The organism is Brevibacillus borstelensis, from assembly GCF_036700025.1.
GTDB classification, from domain to species: Bacteria; Bacillota; Bacilli; order Brevibacillales; family Brevibacillaceae; genus Brevibacillus; species Brevibacillus borstelensis.
Genome location: NZ_CP144922.1, coordinates 4,418,888 through 4,441,896 on the forward strand (window position 1 = coordinate 4,418,888; position 23,009 = coordinate 4,441,896).

Below are 23,009 nucleotides of genomic sequence, written 5' to 3' on the forward strand. Positions count from 1 at the left end.
CCTCTTGATTTCAGTCGTGGTTTAAAAAAACGGTCAATCAGGCCTTGGTGAAGGGGATGAAAACGGCTGAGGAAGAAAAACGGTTTGGACATAGTAAAAAAAGAGCCGGGACTGCTCTTCACGAGCGCTCCCAGCCCTTCCGCAGGCAAAATCATCCTAGAGCAGCAAGCACAAGCGCCATAAGCGTCATCACGACATGTGCCGCCGCGTGGGCGACCATGGCTGCTTCCAGGCTATGCTTCCAAAACAGCCAGCCGAAAAGAATTCCGCCCACGGCATTCAGCAGGATGGTACGGATGATCAGCATAGGCGTAAGCGGAGCGAGGACGGCCACCGCTCCCAGATGTCCGATGCCAAACAGCAGAGCGCTTATGACAATAGCGGTGACCATAACCGCAGCTCCCGGAATCTCTCTCCCCCGCTGGAACAGGCGCCAGCCGAGCCACGCCAGGAGCGACATCATGCCCCAGCGCAGCAGCAATTCTTCCGTAATGCCTCCGTACAGCATGGCGCTGATGGTAAAGGAGAGATCCCGCGGAGGCGCCCCGCCCGCAAGGCTTGCGGGCAGCCACGGCTGAAAGAAAATGTCGAGCAGAGGCAAAATGACCGCTGCCGCGATGCCAAAAACGATGGCAGCAGGCATCTGCGGACGCAATCGGCTCCAAAACGGCTCGCCTTTCGTCGCCTTGTCGGCGACAAGCGATGTCAGCCCGACCCGTGGAGCCAGCCATGTTCCCACAGCAACCGAGATCGCCAGCAGGATCAGAGGCTGCAGCATGGACAGAGCGGCCAGCACCGCTACCGGCATGTCAGGCAATCCGGGCACATTTTGAAGCTGCCTGACAGATGTGGGAACGAGTGCAATCACGCCGATCAGTCCGGCAACAAACAGGGGCACATATGCTTTGCCGTATGAGGGGTAGCCGTGCATGCTTCCACTTTTCATCCCTTCGTCCCCTCCAGCCTGCGATACGCCATGTAAGAGTAAATGACCGGTACCCCGACGGACAAGCCGATCACGACCAGCAGCGGCCAGCTCGCGTCACGCATGGCAGGGAGGAATGCCGACAAGATCGCAAACAGTCCCGCAATTACCCAGAGCGGCCCCGACATCCGGTGGGTTTTGCGCCACACCTCTTCGCTCGCCAGTGTCCATGGCGTTTTGATTCCAATGAAATAATTGCTTCTCACCTGCGGCAGATAGTTTCCGATCACGAGCCAGAGGACCCCGATGATCAGGTTGGCAAATACGTCCGCGCCTATCGCCCGCATCCCGAGGTTATAAGCCAGCAGATGGCTGAAGGCTGCACTCAAAATCAGGACGGTGAGCAGCCGGATGATGCCGTACGCTTTCTCGAATTTCTCGTAATTTTGCTTCTTCGGGTCAATTTTGCGGGTATATGCAACGATTGCAAAAATCACGATGCTGATCAGAATGTAGGTCAAAAAGAACGTTCCTTTGCTTTGAAAACCGTCCGGCTCCCCGCCCGGCCCAAAGTGGATGACCATCTGTTCGGGCAAGTCCTTGTACGTAAACAATCCGATGAGGATGGGTACCAACAGGATCATGATACTGACCGCTTGATTCATGCCTTTCACTCCTTCTCAGGTTTCCGGTCCCCAATAATCTCCAAAAACCAGCCCATGACATCCTGCACAACTGTCGTATTCAAGGAGTACACGATGTTCTGCCCCTGCCGCTCATCCAAAATCAGCTTCGCCTGTTTCAATGAACTGAGATGATGGGAGATGCTGGGCTTTGTCATGGCAAAGTGATCGGCGATTTCGCCTGCTGTCATATCTCTCTCCTTCAACAGCCGGATGATTTGTCGGCGCGTAGGGTCAGCCAGCGCTTTAAAGGTATCATTCACAAAACCACGACCTTTTTGGGAACATAAAATCTTGGTTATTAGACATTTAGACAATCATCTAAATATCTAATTTAAAAGTATGCCATTTCTCGGCTGTTGTCAATCGCTGTTTTGTTCCTCCAGGAAATGGCATCTGTTTTTTGTTTAAGAGATTGGCGCGCTCTGCTTCGCATCCTTCCGTTCCGCTTTCCGAAAACACCCGATAAGTATATAGCCGAAAACGATCCCGCAGATCGCCGGGAAAGTCGAACCGCCGAAGCCCAGTACGGTGGAAGCAAATGGCAAATTGCTTCCGACAGGAGAAAAATACAGCCAGATAAAAAGCGAACCGTACAGAGACGGGACTCCGACAGCAATGAATTTCACCCAGTCAAAGCTCCAGGCCGCTGGCTGTCTGCAGGTGCGGACAAAGCCGGGTATCCCGAGCAATATCCCGATGATGACAGGAAAAAACGCAGAGTAGACAAGAAGCGGCATCGACTTAAATGTCACTCTGACCTGCTCCTGGAGAAGAACTTGCACACGCAGCATCTGCAAAATAAGAATGCCGCAGAAAATCGAATACGCCAAATAACTGACAAAACGCCGCCACTTGCTCCCCTTCCACGTGCCCACCCTCGTTCCCCCTTTCCACTTTCCGCCGAAAGTCTCGTGAGGACCTGTTCAAAAACACGCTCAAACTCTCTCTCAAAGCTCGATCCGATACACCTTTCGCGGCCTTCCTCGCGGATGCGGACTCTCTTCACCGACGACGGTCGCAATACCCTTCGTCTCCAGCTCGATCAGGATGCGGCGGGCGCTGCGCGGCATGATCTGCATGTGCATGGCCAGCTCATGCGCGTTGATCTCGGCCGAGCCGCGCTTCTTCAAAATCGATTGAAGCTTGCTGAGCGTCTGGACGCTAAGCGACGTCTGCCGGCTGATCTCCTGGATCTGGCCGGAAGCGCCGCTAAACGTAATTTGCTCGCTTTTCCCCAGAGGTCCGGCGATTCGCTTGTCGTCGAAGAACACCATCCAGGAGCCCGGTCCGCTCTCCTTGGCGTGGAGCAGCGCCGTTCCTGCGTGGATTTCCGCTTCGTAGGCCGTCTTGCCGATCCCGATGCCGCAGGTGACCATCTCGTCCTGGATGCCCGACAGCTCTTCCAGGCGGGGAGCCGCCACAAAGTCACGGGTAAAGTCTCTCAGGATGCCTCTTGTCGTAAAAATGACGTACCGGCCCGGCCCCGCAATCTTCAGGGAGCCTTGCAGCTGCTTTGCGTAGCGCAGCAGCTTTTCCGTCGATTTGATCTCCAGATTGTACAGCTCGTCTGTAGAAAATGTTCCGCTGGTCAAGCCTTTGAACGAATCGATCTCCATCATCTGGACGGCAATCTGCGTATCCTTGAACTGAAGCATTTCATAGGTCCGCAGCAGCATACTGAGGACGGCCTCTACGCCTGCGCGGGTCGGCAATACGCGGTAAACCGGCACCCCGCGTCTTTCCAGTTCCATCTGGGCTGTTCGCAGGCAAGTGACGGCCGCCTTCGTCTTGCCTTCCCGCCACAGCGTCTCGTGGTAGTCAGCCAGCTCGCTTGCATGAATCGCTCCCGCGTACGATTTCAGCCAGATTCGGGAAGTGGAAAGACCCGCCTCCTCCAGCAAACGCGAAAACTCGTCAGACGAAAACGTATCAAAGCTGAGCTCGCTGACAGTAATGCTTTTCTCGTGAGAAATATGGAGCAGTGTCCGGTACAGGCTGGCGCCGATATGCGGAACATAGGCCATCGGCGTCTTGATCCTGCCCCATTCCTTTACCATGGAATACGGCACCTGGCCGGAGAACAGCCACATGTCCGCCTGGCCCACATGAGGCTCGAGCAGGTCAAAAATTTCCTCTTCCGTCCAATAAACGATGGGAAGGCATTCGATCTCGGCATAGTCATTTACGACGGAACGGATGATATCCAGTGAATCATCGGCTCCCATGATCCCCAAACGCAGCTTCAAGTAAGCTCCCTCTTTCGTGCTGGCAGTCTTTTTATCCTTCCTCTTACCATAGCAAATTTGCGGCTGAGAGGGAATCAAGTCAAAGACCAATGAACAATAAACAATGGACAATGAATATTGATAATCGCTTATTGCTTCACCAGACGCTCGCCTAGCCAGTGAGCCGAGAACAAAACCGGGATGATCAAAAGGACAAACGGCAGGGTGGAAAACAACAGCTCCCAACTGACCGCTCCCGATGCCAGCAGGCGATAATAGGCGTACAAGGAGTACGGCAATATGACCACTACCGCCGTCACAACTCCGGGGGTATAGCTGCCAAGAAGGATCGACTGCCCCACATGGGTAAAGACATGCAGGAACATGACATGCACGCACACCAGGTAAAAGGGCAAATAAGCTCCGGTCGACAGCGTTGTCACTGCCAATACCGTAGCGCTGGAGATGACGAGAAAGATACAGGCCACTGCGGCAGCAAACTGCGCGGTATTCATCGACAGGGACGGCTCTAAAAAACGGGCTGCTTTGGGCGGAAGCACCTTGAGCACTCGTTCCCTGTTTCCGGCCAGCCATTTTTCTACCGTGATGATCTCCTCCAGATCGTGGCAAATAAAAGCGATCGGCAGCAGCCATAAAACAACGGATAGCTCCCATATGGAATCAAGCCACGCAATCATGTCCTTTCCCCCTTTACTTCCTTAAAACTAACTTTTGAGTTATATAACTTATGAGTTAGTTTTATACCTGATGAATCTTGCTGTCAATAATCCGGTTGATTTTTTTTTCAGTTGAGAGTAAAATAACTCCTCAAAGGATGACAACTCGGCGATGAGGAAGAAGAGTAGACATCACAGGAGACTTAAGAGAGCTGATGGTTGGTGCGAATCAGTGTCAAATGGATGTTGAATGGGCTTCCGAGCTCCAGACCGAACCCGGGCTTACCGGCAGTAGGCTCTGGCGTGAATAGTCCACACGTTACAACGGGCACCGTATCACTGGTACGGGTAAAGAGATTCCACGCAAGCACGGTCTGTGTTTGCCCGGAATAACAAGGGTGGCACCACGGTTCATTCGTCCCTATTCGGACGAATGGACCTTTTTTATTTTTCGTTCCCATTTTGGAAAGGAGAGAAATGTTGACATGAAAACGATTTTTTCCGGCATTCAGCCCAGCGGCATCCTCACGCTAGGCAACTATCTTGGAGCGATGAAGCACTTTGTGCCGCTTCAGGATGAATTCAACTGTTTTTACTGCATTGTCGATCAGCACGCGATCACCGTGCCGCAAGAGCCTGCCGTACTGAAGGACAATGTGCGCCGTCTGGCCGCGCTCTATTTGGCTGTCGGCCTGGACCCTGAGAAGGTCACCCTGTTTGTTCAATCCGAGGTTCCTGCTCATGCCAAGCTCGGCTGGATCATGCTCTGCACCTCCTACGTCGGAGAGCTGGAGCGCATGACACAATTCAAGGACAAAGCTTCGGGACGGGGCGAATCGATCCCGGGCGGCCTGTTGGCATATCCGCCGTTGATGGCAGCCGACATCCTCTTGTACAACACCGATTTTGTCCCTGTCGGCGAGGATCAAAAACAGCATCTGGAGCTGACCCGCGATCTGGCTGCCCGCTTCAACAACCGCTACGGCGAAGTCTTCAAAATTCCGGACATTCGGGTGGCCGAGGTCGGCGCTCGCATCATGTCGCTGCAGGACGGCACCAAAAAGATGAGCAAGTCCGACCCCAACCAGGGCGGCTTCATCTCGATGCTGGACGATCCCGACACCATCGTCAAAAAGGTGAAACGGGCGCAGACGGATTCCGAAGGCTCGATCCGCTTCGACAAAGAGAACAAACCGGCAATTTCCAACCTCTTGACCATCTACTCCCTCTGCTCCGGCAAATCGATTCAGGAGCTGGAAGCCATGTATGACGGCAAAGGATATGGAGCGTTCAAAACCGAACTGGCCGAAGTAGTGGTCGAAACACTGAAACCGATCCAGGATCGCTTCCACAAGCTGTTTGGTTCGCCGGAGCTGGACGATATTCTCACCGCTGGCGCCAAAAAAGCGGCAGATGTGGCAAACGAGATGCTGTACAAGGCAGAGAAAGCGATGGGCATGGCCCGTCTGTAATAGACCATTTTCCGTATACGACAACCGGATTGAATCATTCAGATACAGGGCTGCCCCTCTTTTCCTTCGCCGTGACTGCTGTCGCGGCGATCCGGGAGGGTCGGCCCTGTTTTTTTGTTCCGTCTGCTCTTTGGGTTCTTTTTCACAAGAAACTAGTCTTTTCTGTGCTTGTGAGCCATTGCCTCCCTGTACTACGATGGTAAAAATTTGTTGCCGAGACTCTTATTCGTTTCGGCCGACACGGCAAGAACTTCACCTGATGACAGCCTACTACGCATTTTTGATGGAGGAACAAAATGATGAGACAGTCCCGGTTTTTGTACGTGCTTCTCTGTGTAGCAGCGAGTATTCTCTTCGGCTTTTCCTCTCCCGACAAAACCAAAAAAGCGACGTGGATTTGGCAAGCAGAGCTGATCGATGCCAAGCGGCAGGACATTCTCGGATTTGCCAAGCAAAACGGCATCAACACGATCTATCTTCGCATCGAAAGGCAAAAGCCGTTCGACTACTATCGCCCGTTTCTGCAAGAGGCGCATGCAGCCGGTATCGAAGTGCACGCCTTGGGAGGACACCCCGCCTGGGCTCTTGCCAGCCACCGCGGACGCATGCTGGACCTGCTGGATTGGGTATCGCGCTACAACAGCGAGGCCGACGCCAAAGAACGAATCGATGGGGTGCACCTCGACATCGAGCCCTACCTCCTGCCCGAGTGGAACACCGATCAAGCAGAGGTGCTGAAGCAGTGGACGGCCAACATGAAAGCTTTCGTCGAGCAAGCCCGGAACGATCCGGCGCTGGAAGTAAGCACAGATCTCGCCGTTTGGTTCGACAACATCCCTGTACCCGGGGTTGCGGACACCACTCTTAGCGAATGGATGATCGATACATTCGACCACGTTACCTTGATGGCTTATCGAGACAGTGTGGATGGACCCAACGGGATCGAGGCGCTGGTCTCAGATGAGCTTGGCATAGCGGATCGGCTCGGAAAACAGGTTCTCGTCGCGGTAAACGTAAAGGAGATGCCCAGCCAGCGGCACACTTCCTTTTACGAAGAAGGGCCTGAGGTCATGGAGCGGCAGCTAGACCTGGTGGAGAAACGACTGAGCAAGCACCCTTCTTTTGCCGGAACAGCCGTTCATGATTACCGCTACTGGCAGAGTCTGAACCAGACAGAAACACCGCCTATCCAGCCGCTGCCTCACGACAAGCCTTTGCTCGGTACATACGTGTGGCATGCGGATGTAGCCATTACCCAAGCGGATGAAATCGTTTCCTTTGCCAAACAGGAAGGCATCAACCTGTTGTATGTCCGGCTCGATCTGGAGCAGCCTTTCGAGGCATACCGCGAACTGGCAGGAAAAGCGGCAGCGGCGGGTATCGAAGTCCACGCGATGGGCGGCCACCCGGTATGGGCGCTGGAGGCAAACAGGGAACGAATGCTGAGGCTGGTCCGCTACGTAAAAGCGTACAACAGGAGTGCCGCACCCGAAGAGCAGTTCCGCGGCATTCATCTGGACATCGAGCCGTACGTCCTCCCCCTTTGGCGGGAAGATCCGGAGGGCGTATTGAAGCAGTGGATGAGCAATATCGAAGCGTTCGTGTCCGAAAGCAAGGAAGGCGGCGGCAGCCTCGTGACCAGCAGCGACCTTGCAGTCTGGCTGGACCGCTTTCACGTGCCAGGCGATCCCGACACGTCTTTCAGCAAATGGATGATTGAGCAGCACGACCACATCACGCTGATGGCTTTCCGCGACCGCGCCGAGGGTGCAGGAGGGATTGCCGCCATTGTCCAGGATGAGCTGCGGTTTGCCAATGAACTCGGCAAGGAGATGATCATCGCTGTGGAGATGAAGGAAAGCCATGAGGGGAATTATGTCTCTTTCCACGAGGAGGGAAAAGCGGAAATGCGGCGGCAGCTAGACATGCTTCCCGGGCTTTTGGAGGAGCATTCTTCTTACAAGGGGAATGCGGTTCATGCTTATGAGTATTGGCAGAGAGCGAAAGAGTAGGCTTCTCAGTCGGGTTTAAAGAAATTTGCTTTAGCCGGGCTTTGAAGAAAAAGCGCTTGGATCGGGCTTTCGGGGAGGAGATGAAACGAAAGAGAAAACGCTCAGGGTACAGTGGGACACTTGCCGGGGGAGTGGACTGGCCGGCTCCACTCCAAAAGCGGAACGCGTCCAAAAGCAGCGATTTCTGGGGGTGTCTCAGAGGTTGGACGCTAAGTGCGTGTTCCGCTTTTTCCATTCCGCCTGGGTAGGTGTCCCAAAGACCTTTGCTTATTTCTCTTTCGTTTCATCTCTACAACTGCAGGTCTTTCACGGGCTTATTTAAAGTCCTCTAGTCAGATTGCACCGATGGCCTCTTGTCTGTTTCCGTCGTCTGGCAGACGCTCGGCCTCGTCCAAAAATCGCGTGATCAAAAGGGGCAAAGAGACGAGAACGGGTGGGTCATACGCCTTTGGCGGCCGCAGGAAAATCCGGGTGTCGCCAAAGAACTGCCCTTCTTTCACGCGAATGGCTCCCGCCGCTTTTCCGCGCAGATTGTTGCGGGGAAGGAAATACTCCATCAGCGGTTCATCCCAAGTGAACGCCGCCGCCAGCAGGTAGTAGGTCCCATCGGCAACCGGTGGCAGCCAAAAGGAGCCGGATTGAAACACCATCGTGCAGGCTTTTGGCGTACCCATGGGAATGGGCTTGGCGAAAAGCCCGATACAGATCAAGCCGTCAAAGCTGTCAGGGGCCCATACACTGCCGCTGATTCCGACCGAAGGCGATGGCGGACAAACGGCTTCTCTTTCGTTCTCGTAGTGCTTTCGTACACGCTCCTTGCAGACGTCCATATGCTGGCGGAATTTTTGCGGCGAGATGCCGACCAGCTTGGCAAAACGGGTGGACAACGTGCCAAAGCTGCTGTACCCCACCCGCTGTCCGATTTCCGTAATGGGCAAATCGCTCGTCGCAAGGTATTCCTTGGCCCGGTCAATCCGGAGGGCAGCCAAAAACTGACGGGGCGGGACGCCGGTGACCGATCTGAACATGCGGTCGAAATGGAACGGGCTGTACATCGCGATTTTCGCCAGCTTGTTCAGAGTCGTGGAGGAATCATCCATTTGATTTTGCATGGCGCCGATGACTTGTGTAACCGTTTCGGTGTGTGATTCATTGTGATGATCCGTCACTTGGTTTCCGCCTCCATTTTCCCATGTTCCAGTATAATCGTTTCTCTCCCATTTCTATCACACTCCGCAAAAATTGTCCAAATTGTCTTGCGTTTGAGGTAGTCGTTCATTGTGCCTTCTTTGACAGCAAAAAGGGTCCCCCTCCGTCTGCGCGAGACGTTGGGACACCCTCTGCGTTTCCCACTCTATTTCTTTTTCACACTGACCTGGACATCGACTGACTTGCCCCCGTAGGTAATCGTGATCACGGCCTTGTCCTTGTCCTTGGCTGAATCCGAGACCTGGATCAATCCTTCGTCGCTGACGGCGACGAGCTCGGGATGATCCGATACATACTCGATCTGGGCGTCTCTGGTCACATCGTGTTTTCCGCCATTGCCCAGATTGGCTGTGACCTGGAGCTGTGCTTCCTCGCCGGGCTTCAGCTTGTAGTTGCGATCCTTGACGATCAGGGCCCGCACCACCGGCGGCTTTTCCTGCTCTTTTTGCTCCTCTCCCAGCACCAGAAGTCCCGCCTTTTCCGTCGTAAATACGGCGACATCATGGGTCAGGGTTACTCTTGCCGGATTGCCTCTTTTGTCTGTGAGTGGTTTCCATTTTTCATTCTCATACAGAAACACCTTCACATTCCGCGAGGCTTCCGTTTTCACGGGAATTCCCAGCATGGCGGCGCCTTCGTCAAGGCTTTTGACTGGCTCTCCGTTTACCTTAAGCTCCCACGTATATACTTCGCTTGCCGCCTTGAAAGCTGCAGGGGCCTCGGGAGAATCAGACGGCTCTACTGTAATGCCCAGACGCTCGCCCTCGAAGCTGTCGATCGCGTCTTTTGACAGCAGCACCCATGCTCCGCTGGCGTCCTCCAGACGGGCGGTCGCTTCGATCTCGGCCAATCGCTCCGTCACCTCTTTGCCGAGCGTGACCGCAGCTTCGGATTGGTCTTTTTCCTCATCCGCTTTCAGCACCTGTATGGACAAGGATGGCTCGAATCCGACTTTTTCGTCCCTGTCATCGAACGCCTTATCGAGGGCTTCCAGTACCAAGAGAACAAGCTTCACCTGTTCGTCCCCGGCATCCAGCTCCTCGCCCCGCTCCACAGCAATGACGCCGGCCTTTGCAAGCAAAGTATCGGCAACAGATTGCAGTTGTTCCAGCAGGTCGTCAGTCCGTTCATCCTCGTCAATGGACAGAACGACTGTCTCCAGGAGAGCCTGCAAGGCCCCAAGCGCCTGTTGGCCAGCTTCATCGTCTGTCAGGGCTCCTGAGCGAATGGCAGGCTCAAAAGCCCGTTGCAGGAAGTCCGCTGTGAGTGCCGACAGCGTGCTCTCGTCGACGATCCCTCTTTTTGTTTGCTCGACGACTGCCTTCAGCACGGTCTGGATCGTATCCTCGATAGCTGCCCATTTGTCCTCAGCCTGTACGCTTTCCGCTCCAATCAGCTTTTGCAGGCTTTTTCCTGCAAGGTCTGCCTGGCTGAGGACGCTCTCCTCATCTGCAGCCGAGAGAATTTCCCTTGCCGCTTGCCTGTTCAACGCCTTTTGCTTCTCCAGCGTGACATCTCCGGGGTTCGTGTCAGAACCGGATACCTTGATTTGCACCAGCACCGGATCATGATCACTCACCCGTCCGTCCTCTTTCGTAAAGTCGGCATTGATGTGAACGATGTCGATCTTGGCTTTCTCGGCGAGATGGTTGCTTACGAGAATATGGTCCAGCACCTGTGCGTTGCCTTGATAGTTGTACGTGTACTGCTCGCTCAAAGGCAGCGTGGTTATCATGTTGGTCAGTTCGTCTCCTTGGAGCACCTGCAGCGGACGGGAGAATTGAAAATCGTTGAAATCGCCCAGCACGACTACGTTTGCCTCGGGATCTGCCTCGTAAATCTGTTTGACAAAGCCGTTGACGACCTTGGCGATCTCGACGCGCTGCTGTTCGCTGACCAGGACAGGCGGCTGCCTCACGCCAAACAGAGCATCGTCTCCGCCCTTTGAGTTAAAGTGGTTGGCAATGACAAACACCGGCTTGCCGTCAAAAATAAATTCGGCAGCGAGCGGCTTGCGGCTTTCATGAAAGGCCGGGTTGAGCGGGTCGATGCGTCCAGGATTGTGGGAAAGGCGGGCTGTCCCCTGTTCGGCTTCGACCTGTACCGCTGTCACCGCATCACCCGCCGGCCGGTCCGCCAGACTGACACGGTCTGGATTGTAGAGGAAGCCGACGCGAATATTGCCGCCCGGTTGTCCGCCGTCCTTTTTATTCTCGGGAGCGATATCAACGTAGCGGTATGCTGCTCCCCCTGCCCGCACGATGGCGTCGATCAGCGCCTGGCCCGACTGGCTGGCGTCTGTCACGCCGTTGTCTGCGGGTCCGTTGTTGTCCTGCATCTCCACTACGCCAACGATGTCAGGCTGCTTCAGATTGTGAACGATAGATTCCGCGATTCCGTTTATCTTGTCGGCATTGTCCCGGGCAGAGAAGTTCTCGATATTGTAGGTCGCGATGCTCAAGCGGTCTTCGGCAGGCTCGAGCATGGTCACCTCCCGCTCGTAGCCGCTGTCTACGACGGCAGGCAGGGGCTCCGTGTTGTACAGCTTGAAGTTGGCAAAGCTGTAGTCGATCACCCCGACGATCGGCCCGGCGAACGCATCCCCCACCTTGACCTCGGGAGCTCCCGCAACGAGCTTGTCGGCAATGGTAATTCGCTCGGGATTGTAATTGTCTGCCGCAATCGGGATACCTCCGGCAGGAGTGCGTTCTTTATCGGGATTCGCCTTGTCAGAGAGAATGACGAATTCCACACTCGGCGGATTGGCAAAGGTCTTGGTCGCCCCTACGACGCGCGGCTGATCGACCCGAACGAGCATTCCCTCCAGGCTTTCCCAGAAGTCGATGCCGTCTTCTTCGGGATCAAAAAGGGAGAAGCTGTCATTGTCGATCACCGTTTTCGGGTATGGATAATCGCCCTCGCCCAGAACGACCGGAGCAGGGAGCGGCAAGCCCCTCTCCTTGACTGCTACGGAAGCGGCGTCGATTTCCGTCAGCGTCAGGTCGGTCGCTTCCCGGCTCTTGCTGACGTATTCCTTGACCGCTCCGCTGACCTCTACTCTGTCGCCCGCCCGGACATTTGCACCCGGTTCGTAGACATAGATGCCTTCCGAAGTGCGAGGGTCGTTGTCCGGCTCAGGGTCCTGCATGTAGAACCCGACCGTTCCCGAATTGCCGTTTACCACTGCTGTCACTATGCCCTCCACGCGGGACACGTTTGCTCCCTCATACGGAGAACGGTGCCCTTTGCCCTGAATGTCGCGGATGCGCAGGGCGTCCGGCTGGCTTCCACCATCGCCGATCACGTCTTCGGCCAAGCGGGGGACCAGCTTATACTCGTTAAAATCGTAGGTGACGACCCCGGTCAAGCGTTCGTAAAACGCCCCCGGCTTGAGCAGAGCAGCATCGTACGGCTTGGCAATGAAGGCCCCATGCGGATCGGTCAAAGTGACATTCCCTTTGCTGTCCCTTGCGCCTGCGGTCACATTTTTGATTGTGACCAGCTCGGCCTCGAACTGTTCCCCGGCTGCAGCGCTAAAGTCTGTCGAGATGACCTCCTGCGGCTCGGGGACGCCCGCGTTCTCCTGTACGATCACGACATCGCTTGTGCTGGCCGGCTCGATCTGCGGCAGCCCGTAGTAATCATTCACTTTCCCGGTTGCCCGGACTTCATCGCCGATCCGAACGATATTGCCGAGACCCGCCGCACGCACCAGCATGCCCGCCGTCTCGTCCTGCAGAAAGACGTTCGTCTTGCCGCCAGCTTCGAAAGCGGCAGTGACAATGCCCTGGACGGATGCAAGCGTTCCCGAAGACGACGTCCGCACCTCGCTGATCGGCTTGACCTCCGGCACCTCTCCTCCCGGCTCTCCGCCGCCTTCTCCCGGCTCTTCCGGGGAGCTCTGGCTGTTCTGCGGCTGCGGCTCCCAGGCGAGAAAGTCAGCGCCGTTATGATCCGTATCCCAGGCGCTGCCTTTCCCGGGCACGAATCCGGACTCGCTGCTTTTCCGGACAATGCTTTTCGCAGCCGAAGGAGCGGGGGCCGGGCTTTCTCCCTCGTGCGCATTTGCCGTTCCGTAGCCGACAAAATCGATCACGGCCAGATCAGTCACGGGATTGCCGGAAAGCGCTGTCGCATGACTGACCAGCGCTACTTTTCCTCGCGTGGCGGAAATGTTCGTGCCGCCGGTCGCATCAGCGCTGGGGAGGGCACTTCCATTGGCTCCGCCGCTCGCCAGCCGGACGAGGTAGTAGCTGTGGGCGGAAATACTGCCCGACAACGGCGTTACGAGCCAATTTTCCCTGTCTGCAGCGGCGTACTGAACGGACCAGTTGTTCAGCGAAACGGCTTGTCCGCTCGGATTGTACAGCTCGACGTAATCGTGCTGGTAAGTTGCCCCGCTGTTCCCGCCAGCGCCGTAAATCTCGCTGATCACTACGTGCCCGGCGACAGCGGCCTCGGCTTTTGGCGCAAGTCCGAACGGCAGCACTGTCGCAATCATGAGCACTGCGGCCAGCACCAGGTGACGCCAGCTCCGTTTTCCCTTCCTCATCAACGGATTCATCGTGTACTTCCCTCCTTGATTGTTTTTGCGGTTCTTATCCTGATTCTATAGAACTTGTCTAAATGTTATGTAAATTTTACGCAAAGATTTGTACACTCCTCCTGTTTCCAGCAAAAAACCGCCTAAAGCCATGTTCTGGCTTCAGACGGCTATGACTGTAGCACTATCGCACGATACCGCCAGCTCCGACTTTCTTCCGTTGCGGCTCTCCCACCAGCCCGTTTCGTCGTTGCATGGCCGTGGTCAAACCGTATGTGCTCCCCTGTTGCGAAGGCTCCTCCTCGGCTGGCCGCCTCAGACACGCCATCACTTGTTTTTGGCATACAGCCAGTTGTAGTAGCTGGCATGTTTTAACTCATCCGTCATGATTTCAAAAATCGTGTCCCGGTACTGCTGCGGTATATACCGGTAGATGGTGCGATATTTTTCAAAAGCCTTTAATTCGCCCAGCAACGCTTGTTCAATTCCCTCCAGATAGCTGGCAGGTCTCTGAAACGTCTCTCCCTCTTCGCTCATCCCGGGACGCTGCCCTGCCAATTGGGTATACAGCTGCCGGAAAAGCCTCCGATGCTTCCGCTCGTCATCGCGAATGCCGGTGATGACGTCCTTCTCCTGCTGGGTCGGCGCAACAGTGATCAGGTAGTCGTAAAAAAGCTCGTCGCTGCGCTCACCTGAGATGCCTTCCTGAATCATCCGCAACACAACAGCTGCCCGATCATCATGGCGGTCCATCGCCACAGGCCAAATCGGCGCATAAGTGGCATAGCCATACGGTCCCCACCAATATCCGTTCATATATCCTGACTCCTTCGCTTTTTCCCTGTCAGGATATTCGCCCGCTAGGCTGATGGAGCATGTTTGAAAACGAAAAAAAAATATCAAACCATTTTTTCCGGCCTTAGCGCCTCCTCAATGTCCGGCGACCAGAGCCCTGCTTCCCGGATAACCTGCACAAGTGTCTTGTTTTCCGAAAAAGCTTGCTTGGCCAGAGCAGCTGCCTTGTCGTAACCGATCAGCGGGTTGAGCGCCGTCACCAGAGAAAGACTCGCTTCCATCCACTTGGCGCATTGGACTTCGTTTGCTTCCAGCCCTTCCAGACATTTTTCCCGCAGCACATCCAGCATATTGCTCAGGATCGTGATGGATTGCAGCAGGTTGTAGCCGATCACCGGCATCATGACGTTGATCTCCAGCTGGCTTCCGCATCCCGCCACCGTCATCGTGGCGTCATTGCCGATGACTTGTGCCGCCACCATGTACGACATCTCCAGCATCACCGGGTTGACTTTGCCCGGCATGATCGACGAGCCGGGCTGCACCGCGGGCAATTGAACCTCAGCCAGGCCGGTGCGGGGACCGGAGCTCAGCAGACGCAGGTCGCTGGTCACCTTGATGACGTGCACGGCCAGCTCCTTTAACGCAGAATGAACCTCCAGAGCGGCAGCCGTATTTTGCATAAAGGCAAAGCGGTTGCGCGGCTGGGCAAAAGGCAGGCCGGTTCGTCTGGCAATTTCCTCGATGGCGAGCTCGGCATACTGCGGGTGGGCATTGATCCCGGTGCCGACAGCGTTTCCGCCGAGTCCGATCTCATACAGCCGCTCAGCCGTCTGCCGGATGCGTTCACGTGCATTTGCAAAGCTTTGCGCGTAGCCGGAAAATTCCTGTCCCATGCGAATCGGGACGGCATCCTGCAAATGTGTGCGCCCGGCCTTGATGATCCCCATAAACTGCTCAGACTTTGCCCACAGCACTTTTACCGTACGGTCCAACGCAGGCAAGAGCTCGTGCTGGACCAGCTCTGCACCGGCGATGTTGATCGCGACATGTATCGTGTCATTGGTAGATTGGGCCATATTGACGTCATCGTTCGGGTGCACAAGCATCTGATCGATTTGTCCGCCCAAAAGCTGGGTCGCGCGGTTGGCAATCACTTCGTTGGCGTTCATGTTTTGCGAGGTTCCCGCCCCCGCCTGAAAAGCGTCGACGACGAACTGGCCGTCCCACTTTCCCTCGATCACTTCCTCTGCCGCCTGGATGATGGCCCTGGCCTTCCGTTCATCTAGCTGGCCGCAGGTCATATTGGCATGAGCCGCGGAAGCCTTGATCAGTCCCTGCGCACGGATAAAAGCCCGCGGCAGCCTGAGTCCGCTGACAGGAAAATTTTCGACTGCACGCTGTGTCTGCGGGCCGTACAGGGCATCTGCAGGGATTCTCACCTCTCCCAGGGAGTCTCTTCCGATACGTACTGACATGCTGTCCACTGGTGTTGACCCTCCTTTGCGATCGCTCTATGATGCACACCCTATTCTTCCCAGCAGCATTTCATGATATGTTTGGCTTCTGGGAGCTTGCAGCTTATGGAGGGGCTTTTGGGATCGTTTTGGCAAAGCTTGAGGAGGAAAAGGACATAGAAAAACGCGGGTGTTCCCTGAACGGGCTCCCGCGCTGTTTTACGCTTTCTTGACCGCTTTTACATCGTAGACGCCGTGTGCGACGCTGATCACATGCTCCGGCTTGGGCTTGCCTCTGCTCTGTCTGTGGCCTTCCAGATGAGCTTCGCTCGTTTCCCACTTTTTCCACGCTTCTTCCGATTCCCAGCGGATCATGACGATTACTTCCTCGTCTCCTCTGCGCACCTTTTTAACCAGAACGCTCAAATCGATGAAGCCTTCGGACTTCTCAATCTCTCCCGCCTGGCTGAACCGGTTCACGACCAGATCGGAGGTCCCTTCCTTGACCGTAATCGTTTTCGTTTCTATAAACATGAAGCACACTCCTCTTCGCACAATTGAAAAAATATGGTGTGTCTTCATTTTAATTGATAAAGATTATCATTGTCAACAAATAACCCGGGCAGCTTACACTTCTCGCCCGGGGCCTATCCTTTACGTTGAAAAGAAATAAAATGCGCCATATACAAACAAATTTGGCAATGCCGCAAGAAAGAAGAAAGATGTCCACCTGATCCTGCTCTTGTTGTCCTTGTGCTCTTGCTGGGGCTGTTGAAAATAGGCCGGTGGCTCGGCGGTTGACTGAAGCGAAGAGAAGCTGACTAGCGCACCTAGTGTAAACAGAATGGCAGCCGAATAGAATGTCCAGGTCATAATCCATTGGTAATCGTTTTTTAGAAGTCCGGCGAGAACAATCAAAAGCGCTATAGCGCAGCCTGTAGTTAAGGATTTTCTCATAGCTCTGCCACATCCCTGTTTTTATTTCAATCCCTTCTCTCTACCATAATCGTTTTTGTAAATAATGTAAATATTTAGAATTACAAAGAAAGCAAAAACGTCTCGCTTTCCACAGGAAGTCCGAGACGTTTTTAACAGCAGCCGTGCAGCAGCCTATCAAGTCAGCATCGGCAGTACCATATTGAGCAAAAACAACCCTGCAACGACGTACAAAAGCGCGGGCACTTCCTTGCTTTTCCCCAATGCTACCTTCAGCAGCGGATAAGCGACGAATCCGAAGGTAATCCCGTCAACGATGCTGTAAGACAGGGGAATCAGGGCAATGATGAGGAAAGCGGGAAATCCCTCGGAAAAATCGCGGAGATTGATGTTCTGCACGTTTTGCAGCATCAACGCCCCGATGATGATCAATACCGGAGCGATCGCGCTGTCCGGAATCAGCTTGATGGCCGGCAAGAACAGCAGCGACAGCAAGAAAAGCACTCCCGTGACGAGAGAAGCTAGTCCAGTACGAGCTCCCGCTGCGATTCCCGCAGCAGACTCCACGGTCGAAACCGTCGGACTGGTGCCCAGGATGCCGGACAAGGCGGACGAAATTGCGTTTGCCTGCAGACTGCGGCGAAACTTCTCGGGCTGTCCTGCCATTTGCGTATGTCCGTGAACCAGGCCGATGTTTTCAAACACGATCACCATCGCCAAGGAGAACGTCGCCACCCAGAACGGAAGCGTTGCGATGTGCGAGAACGAAAATGCGGCAAACACCTCACCGTAGGAATCAAAGGAAATCCCGGACATGCCTTGTCCCGGATGAACCAATCCGGCAAGCCAGCCGATTCCTGTACCTGCGGCGATCCCGATCAAAAAGTTTCCGGGGACGTTTCGGACAAACAAGACAAGCGTCAATAGCAGAGTCGCAAGCGTAACCCATACCTGTGGATGGGAAAGGTCACCGAGCGCTACAAAGGTGGAGGGATTGGTCACGACCAGGCCGCCTTTTTGCAGCCCGATAAAGGTGAGAAACAATCCGATTCCAACCGTAATCGCTTCCTTGAGCGAATCGGGAATGGCGTTGGACAGCACGGTTGCCGCTCCCGTAAAGGCAATGGCGGCAAAGATGACCCCCGACAGAAAAACAGCGGCCAGCGCTTCCTGCCATGGCAAGCCCATCGTATTGCACAGCGTGTACGTAAACAAGGCGTTGATCCCCATCCCAGGGACCAAAATCATCGGGGCATTGGCCCAAAAAGCCATCAGGATCGATCCGATAAAGGCGGTCAGCACAGTCGCCAGAATGCCGGCTTCGAGCGGGATGCCGGCATCCTCCAAAACGGAGGAATTGACTGCGACGATATACACGATCGTGACAAAGGCGATAAAACCGGCCATTATTTCTTTTTTTACAGTGGTTTGACTCGCTTGCAGATGAAATATCCTCTCCAACAAACTGCGCACATATGTCCCTTCTTTCTCTCTGTTGTTGCTCATGTAAGTTTCCGAAACATATGCTAACATAGCTCTATCGATATAAAAAATATTTGTTTTATCTCCGTATCATACGTTTTACATATGAAAGGCAGGCAGACTCATGGATATTCGTCAATTGCGCTATTTTATCGCGATCGCAGAAGAAGGCCAAATCACCGGAGCAGCCAGACGCTTGCGTATGGCCCAACCACCGCTCAGCCAGCAATTAAAGCAGATGGAAGAGGAGCTGGGTGTCGAGCTAATCGAGCGCTCTGGAAAAAAAATCGCGCTGACACAAGCGGGCGTCACCTTGTACAAGCAGGCATTAAATCTTGTCCACCAGATGGAGGAAGCCATATCCGAGGTGAAGGAAACGGGCGAAGGCGTTCGCGGGACTCTGTCTGTCGGCGTGAGCGCCCTTTCCTCCTACCGCTTGCCCGAGCAAATCCGCCAGTTTCGGGAGCGCTATCCGTTGATCACCTACAAGGTGTGGAAAGGAGACACACAGCTTCTCAGCCAATGGCTGGAGCAGCGAACGGTCGAAGTCGCCATCGTCAGGCTCCCCCATTCGCTGGCGCATTGTACGACAATCCCGCTTTTGGAGGAAACGTTTGTCCTGATCGTTCCCGTTTCTTCTCCGCTCTCCCAAAAAGATAGTATCCATATGCGGGAAATCGCTGACCACCCTTTGATCATGCCCAGTACGCCCGGACTCGGCATCTATGAGCTTTTGGTCAAGGAATTTGGCCGCCTGGGCGTGACTCCGCATGTGATCTGTGAATGTCCTGACCTCTCGCTGATCGTCAGTATGGTCGGGGCCGGGGTTGCCGCTGCGATCGTCCCCCGCTCTGCTTGGGAGACGCAGGGAAACGCCAATATCAGCCGTCTGGAGATCACTGGCACCTCGATCACCTCGTCGTCCGCCATCGTCTGGCAGACGGAACGCCATCTCTCCAAGGCAGCACGCCATTTCATCGAGATGTTTGCTCCGATTCCGGAGCAATAATCGGCCCGCATGTGAAAACGAGATGGTTCTTTTTAGCCACAGAGGATAAACAAGCCCGGTTCGTGGGATTCTATACCACTGATATCTTCCATTTTCGATTTCGGCTTCCTGACATTGCATTTCATCTCGCAAAGTCCGACAAAGGAGGGCTCCCATGACCTTTGCCATCTCATTGGCGGTGGTGCTGCTGTTTGTTCTCTGGGGCTTTTTTTCACCGTCTCAGCTTACAGAAACAGCGACCAATGTCCTGCATGCTACGACTTCCAATTTTGGCTGGTTTTATCTTCTGGTTACCTTCTTTTTCCTCGTCTTTTGCATTTTCCTGGCCTTCAGCAAATACGGCCAGATTCGGCTCGGGGACGATGATGACGAGCCGGAGTATTCGGCGGTTACCTGGTTTTCCATGCTGTTTAGCGCTGGTATGGGAATCGGGCTTGTCTTTTGGGGCGTCGCCGAGCCTGTGTCCCACTATTTTTCCCCGCCCGTCGGCGTTGAAGCCGAAACATCCGAGGCGGCCCGTACAGCCATGCGGTACGCTTTTTTTCACTGGGGGCTTCATCCCTGGGGGATTTATGCCGTCATCGCCCTTTCCCTGGCCTACTTCCAGTATCGCAAAGGCGCAAAAGGCTTGATCTCCTCGACGTTTTACCCCCTCCTGGGTGACAGGGTAAACGGTCCCATTGGCAAGTTGATCGATATTCTCGCCGTGATCGCGACCGCTTTTGGAGTCGCAACCTCCCTCGGATTGGGAACGCTGCAAATCAACGGGGGATTGAGCCACCTCTTCCAGATTCCGAGCAATATCACTGTCCAGATAACGATTATTGCCGTCATTACCGTCCTGTACCTGTGGTCTGCTACCTCCGGTCTGGACAGAGGGATCAAAATCTTGAGCAATACCAATCTGGTATTGGCCTTGGCCCTTTTGCTGCTCACTTTGATTTTTGGCCCGACCGCCTTTCTCTTCGACAACTTTACCAATACGCTGGGAAGCTATTTGCAAAATCTCGTCTCCATGAGCATGCGGCTCATGCCCTTTACAGAAAGCAACTGGATCGCCAACTGGACGCTGTTCTACTGGGCGTGGTGGATTGCCTGGGCACCTTTTGTCGGGACATTTATTGCCCGGGTATCCAAAGGCCGGACGATCAAGGAGTTTATTATCGGCGTCCTTTTGGTGCCGACTGTGCTCAGTTTTATTTGGTTTTCTGTCTTCGGAGGAACCGCGCTCCATCTGGAGATCTACGAGCACGCCCCCATCGGCAACGCGGTAAAGCAGGATGTCTCCAGCGCTCTTTTCATTACGCTGGAACAGCTCCCGATGGGGATGATCCTGTCGGTGGTCGCCACCCTTTTGATTATCATTTTCTTCATTACCTCGGCCGATTCCGCCACATTCGTCCTGGGGATGCTCTCCTCGGGCGGCAAGCTGGATCCGTCCAATCCGGTAAAAATAACCTGGGGCATCCTCCAATCCTCTACCGCTGTCGTCCTTCTGTTAAGCGGCGGGCTGGAAGGACTGCAGACCGCATCTATCGTCGCTGCGCTGCCCTTTGCGGTTATTTTGACCCTGATGTGCTTCTCTTTGCTGCGAGCGCTGCAGGAAGAGGATCGCGCGATAAGGAAAAAGCGGCGGGAGCAGGAAAAGAAGCTGCGGCGGCTGCTTGAACAATTGTAGGAAGGATCGCAAACGCAAACATGACCTGTCGATTGACATAAGCAATCAACAGGTCTTCTTTGTCTATGCCCAAAAGGCATCGGGTCGTTTATTCGGAACGGCTTAATTCAGAGCGAACGTCAATCCCGTTTTTTATAAGCAGAGCCGCTGTTACCCCTACGCCTGCTTTTTTCTGTCCGGTAAACGTACCGTCGTACACGTTTGAACTGCCGCAGGATGGACTGTTTTCCTTCAGAATTGCCGACACGGCTCCTGCCGTCCGGGCCAGCTGCAGTGCCTGCAGGGCTCCTGCTTTGAATTCCTCCGTGACATCTCGGCCCGTATTATCGACAACCTTGGCGCGGCCCTCCCAGACGTCAAACCCGTCTCCCCCGATGATCTCTGCCGGCGGACGGGGCGTAGGCAAACCGCCAAGCTGCTCCGGGCATACAGGAATCGCCTTGCCTTCTTTCAACAGATTTTCAATCGTTTCATCCAGGCAAGCCCCTTGATCATAGCGGCATCGACAGCCGATCAAACAGGCGCTCACGATTTGCATCGCAATCACTCCTACCGGGAGATTACAGCCTTCTCAGCTTGACTTTCTGGATCATATGGTCCTCGCCCTTTTCCAGAATGAGGCGGGCACGTCCGCGAGTTGGCAAAATATTTTTTCGGAGGTTGGTACCGTTGATCTCATTCCAAATGCTGGTCGCCACCTGGGTAGCTTCCGTATCGGACAAGCTGGCGTAGCGTTTAAAATAGGACGCGGGGTCGGAGAAAGCCGTCTGGCGAAGCAGCTTGAAGCGGTCAATGTACCACTTCTTGATCAAGTCCTCCTGCGCATCCACGTAAATGGAAAAGTCAAAGAAATCGGAGACGAATACCTCCGTCAGCCTCCGCTGATTTTCATCGAGCGGGGTTTGCAAAACGTTCAGTCCTTCGACGATCAAAATATCCGGCTCCCGCACGATCTGCCATTCGTCCGGCACGATGTCATAGACCAGATGGGAGTAAACAGGAGCAGCCACTTCGGAAACTCCCGATTTGACGTCAGACAAAAAAGAAACGAGACGACGGGTGTTGTAGCTTTCGGGAAATCCCTTGCGCTTCATCAATCCGCGCTCTTCCAAAATGCGGTTCGGATAGAGAAAACCGTCGGTCGTCACCAAATCCACCTTGGGGTGATTGGGCCAACGGGATAAAAGCGTTTGCAAAATTCGGGCTGTTGTACTCTTGCCTACTGCAACACTGCCGGCGATGCCGATGATAAACGGCACTTTCTTTTCCAGATTCCCCAGAAATGTATGTGTGGCCTGATACAGCTCCTGTGTGGCTCCTACATGCAGATTTAGCAGCCGGGAAAGCGGTAGATAGATGTCTGCTACTTCCGTCAGGGACAGTTTTTCATTCAACCCCTGCAAACAGGCCAGTTCTTCATCGGAAATGGTCAGCGGCGTGGATGCCCGCAGTCCTCTCCACTGCTCGCGACTGAACGTAACATAAGGCGATGCCATCGGAGTTGTACATCCTTTCTTCGTTCGGTATGCTGTCTTGCCGTTATTCCTCGTTTATTCCTTCCATAGTGTAACACCTGTGTCTTCTCTTGGGAACAATCCGTTTGCACTTTGGCTTGCCGGTTCGGATTGGCGGAACTATGTTGCTTGGGAGAAAATGGCGGTTGGACAGGCTTTTGTGGAAGAGATGAAAACGGGAGAAAATACTCAGGTTCGGTGGGACACTGCTTGGAGGCAGCACTGTCCGGCACCAGGCCAAAAGCGGAACCGCGTCCAAAAGCGGATGAGTCAGGAGGCAAATCAGGTTGGACGCTGAAGGAGTGTTCCGTATTTGGCCTGGTGCCTGGGATGTGTCCCAAAGACCTTTGCATTTTCTCCCGTTTTCATCTCTACAGCAGCTGGTTTCA

At 54.5% G+C, this 23,009-nt stretch carries 18 protein-coding genes and 1 other annotated feature; of the genes, 4 read left to right on the plus strand and 14 right to left on the minus strand.

What is annotated here, in order from left to right:
- Nucleotides 1-151: 151 nt before the first annotated feature.
- From V5G20_RS21205 to V5G20_RS21230, 6 genes are all read right to left on the minus strand, one after another.
- On the minus strand, nt 152-946 hold the full coding sequence (locus tag V5G20_RS21205) for a CPBP family intramembrane glutamic endopeptidase (protein ID WP_003388055.1): 795 nt from the start codon (nt 944-946) through the stop codon (nt 152-154).
- Nucleotides 943-1,590, minus strand: a complete 648-nt coding sequence (locus V5G20_RS21210) for an SdpI family protein (protein ID WP_003388056.1) — start codon at nt 1,588-1,590, stop codon at nt 943-945. The genes V5G20_RS21205 and V5G20_RS21210 overlap by 4 nt, the downstream gene beginning before the upstream one ends.
- A 5-nt stretch (nt 1,591-1,595) precedes the next feature.
- A complete protein-coding gene (locus tag V5G20_RS21215; protein ID WP_003388057.1) occupies nt 1,596-1,871 on the minus strand; it encodes an autorepressor SdpR family transcription factor in 276 nt (91 codons plus the stop codon).
- Nucleotides 1,872-2,015: 144 nt separating this feature from the next.
- Complete coding sequence (locus tag V5G20_RS21220; RefSeq protein ID WP_003388058.1) at nt 2,016-2,486, minus strand: hypothetical protein; 471 nt, start codon at nt 2,484-2,486, stop codon at nt 2,016-2,018.
- Between the two features lie 72 nt (nt 2,487-2,558).
- Complete coding sequence (locus tag V5G20_RS21225) at nt 2,559-3,857, minus strand: ArsR family transcriptional regulator (RefSeq protein WP_243014673.1); 1,299 nt, start codon at nt 3,855-3,857, stop codon at nt 2,559-2,561.
- Nucleotides 3,858-3,985: 128 nt separating this feature from the next.
- Nucleotides 3,986-4,534 carry an HXXEE domain-containing protein gene (locus tag V5G20_RS21230; RefSeq protein ID WP_172921056.1) on the minus strand — a complete coding sequence of 183 codons (549 nt, stop codon included), beginning with the start codon at nt 4,532-4,534 and terminating at the stop codon, nt 3,986-3,988.
- Nucleotides 4,535-4,676: 142 nt separating this feature from the next.
- Nucleotides 4,677-4,939, plus strand: a binding site (T-box leader).
- Between the two features lie 59 nt (nt 4,940-4,998).
- On the opposite strand from V5G20_RS21230, the gene trpS reads away from it, so the two are divergent.
- The gene (gene trpS / locus V5G20_RS21235) at nt 4,999-5,985 is read left to right on the plus strand and encodes a tryptophan--tRNA ligase (protein ID WP_003388062.1); all 987 of its coding nucleotides are present in this window, start codon (nt 4,999-5,001) and stop codon (nt 5,983-5,985) included.
- A gap of 299 nt (nt 5,986-6,284) precedes the next feature.
- Nucleotides 6,285-7,997, plus strand: a complete 1,713-nt coding sequence (locus V5G20_RS21240) for a hypothetical protein (RefSeq protein WP_024983142.1) — start codon at nt 6,285-6,287, stop codon at nt 7,995-7,997.
- Between the two features lie 332 nt (nt 7,998-8,329).
- Here V5G20_RS21240 and V5G20_RS21245 read toward each other — a convergent pair whose 3' ends face one another.
- The 6 genes from V5G20_RS21245 to V5G20_RS21270 form a co-directional block, all read right to left on the minus strand.
- The gene (locus V5G20_RS21245) at nt 8,330-9,166 is read right to left on the minus strand and encodes a helix-turn-helix transcriptional regulator (RefSeq protein WP_338462100.1); all 837 of its coding nucleotides are present in this window, start codon (nt 9,164-9,166) and stop codon (nt 8,330-8,332) included.
- Between the two features lie 185 nt (nt 9,167-9,351).
- Entirely contained in the window at nt 9,352-13,770 is a 4,419-nt protein-coding gene (locus tag V5G20_RS21250; RefSeq protein ID WP_338462102.1) for a lamin tail domain-containing protein, read from the minus strand.
- Nucleotides 13,771-14,076: 306 nt separating this feature from the next.
- Nucleotides 14,077-14,565, minus strand: a complete 489-nt coding sequence (locus tag V5G20_RS21255; protein ID WP_024983139.1) for a ferritin-like domain-containing protein — start codon at nt 14,563-14,565, stop codon at nt 14,077-14,079.
- Between the two features lie 83 nt (nt 14,566-14,648).
- Nucleotides 14,649-16,022 (minus strand): class II fumarate hydratase, encoded by a 1,374-nt coding sequence (locus tag V5G20_RS21260; RefSeq protein ID WP_024983138.1) that lies wholly within the window; start codon nt 16,020-16,022, stop codon nt 14,649-14,651.
- Between the two features lie 198 nt (nt 16,023-16,220).
- The gene (locus V5G20_RS21265; RefSeq protein ID WP_024983137.1) at nt 16,221-16,535 is read right to left on the minus strand and encodes an antibiotic biosynthesis monooxygenase family protein; all 315 of its coding nucleotides are present in this window, start codon (nt 16,533-16,535) and stop codon (nt 16,221-16,223) included.
- Nucleotides 16,536-17,114: 579 nt separating this feature from the next.
- Nucleotides 17,115-18,410: an NCS2 family permease gene (locus tag V5G20_RS21270; RefSeq protein WP_338462106.1), complete on the minus strand. Its 1,296-nt coding sequence runs from the start codon at nt 18,408-18,410 to the stop codon at nt 17,115-17,117.
- Between the two features lie 133 nt (nt 18,411-18,543).
- Between V5G20_RS21270 and V5G20_RS21275 the strand changes: the two genes are divergently transcribed.
- Together V5G20_RS21275 and V5G20_RS21280 are read left to right on the plus strand one after the other, a co-directional pair.
- Nucleotides 18,544-19,428: a LysR family transcriptional regulator gene (locus tag V5G20_RS21275; RefSeq protein ID WP_003388071.1), complete on the plus strand. Its 885-nt coding sequence runs from the start codon at nt 18,544-18,546 to the stop codon at nt 19,426-19,428.
- 154 nt (nt 19,429-19,582) lie between these two features.
- Nucleotides 19,583-21,106: a glycine betaine uptake BCCT transporter gene (locus V5G20_RS21280; RefSeq protein WP_338462108.1), complete on the plus strand. Its 1,524-nt coding sequence runs from the start codon at nt 19,583-19,585 to the stop codon at nt 21,104-21,106.
- 88 nt (nt 21,107-21,194) lie between these two features.
- Here V5G20_RS21280 and V5G20_RS21285 read toward each other — a convergent pair whose 3' ends face one another.
- Both V5G20_RS21285 and coaA read right to left on the minus strand, forming a co-directional pair.
- Nucleotides 21,195-21,644, minus strand: a complete 450-nt coding sequence (locus V5G20_RS21285) for a DUF523 domain-containing protein (protein WP_338462110.1) — start codon at nt 21,642-21,644, stop codon at nt 21,195-21,197.
- 22 nt (nt 21,645-21,666) lie between these two features.
- On the minus strand, nt 21,667-22,602 hold the full coding sequence (coaA, locus tag V5G20_RS21290) for a type I pantothenate kinase (RefSeq protein ID WP_338462112.1): 936 nt from the start codon (nt 22,600-22,602) through the stop codon (nt 21,667-21,669).
- Nucleotides 22,603-23,009: the final 407 nt, after the last annotated feature.

Excerpts from the sequence above, each read along its gene's own strand:
- V5G20_RS21275 (WP_003388071.1), top strand. The coding sequence starts at position 18,544 with ATGGATATTCGTCAATTGCGCTATTTTATCGCGATCGCAGAAGAAGGC.
- V5G20_RS21250 (WP_338462102.1), bottom strand. The coding sequence starts at position 13,770 with ATGAATCCGTTGATGAGGAAGGGAAAACGGAGCTGGCGTCACCTGGTG.
- V5G20_RS21280 (WP_338462108.1), top strand. The coding sequence starts at position 19,583 with ATGACCTTTGCCATCTCATTGGCGGTGGTGCTGCTGTTTGTTCTCTGG.
- coaA (WP_338462112.1), bottom strand. The coding sequence starts at position 22,602 with ATGGCATCGCCTTATGTTACGTTCAGTCGCGAGCAGTGGAGAGGACTG.
- V5G20_RS21265 (WP_024983137.1), bottom strand. The coding sequence starts at position 16,535 with ATGTTTATAGAAACGAAAACGATTACGGTCAAGGAAGGGACCTCCGAT.
- V5G20_RS21285 (WP_338462110.1), bottom strand. The coding sequence starts at position 21,644 with ATGCAAATCGTGAGCGCCTGTTTGATCGGCTGTCGATGCCGCTATGAT.
- V5G20_RS21240 (WP_024983142.1), top strand. The coding sequence starts at position 6,285 with ATGAGACAGTCCCGGTTTTTGTACGTGCTTCTCTGTGTAGCAGCGAGT.
- V5G20_RS21230 (WP_172921056.1), bottom strand. The coding sequence starts at position 4,534 with ATGATTGCGTGGCTTGATTCCATATGGGAGCTATCCGTTGTTTTATGG.
- V5G20_RS21260 (WP_024983138.1), bottom strand. The coding sequence starts at position 16,022 with ATGTCAGTACGTATCGGAAGAGACTCCCTGGGAGAGGTGAGAATCCCT.
- V5G20_RS21205 (WP_003388055.1), bottom strand. The coding sequence starts at position 946 with ATGAAAAGTGGAAGCATGCACGGCTACCCCTCATACGGCAAAGCATAT.
- V5G20_RS21255 (WP_024983139.1), bottom strand. The coding sequence starts at position 14,565 with ATGAACGGATATTGGTGGGGACCGTATGGCTATGCCACTTATGCGCCG.
- V5G20_RS21210 (WP_003388056.1), bottom strand. The coding sequence starts at position 1,590 with ATGAATCAAGCGGTCAGTATCATGATCCTGTTGGTACCCATCCTCATC.
- trpS (WP_003388062.1), top strand. The coding sequence starts at position 4,999 with ATGAAAACGATTTTTTCCGGCATTCAGCCCAGCGGCATCCTCACGCTA.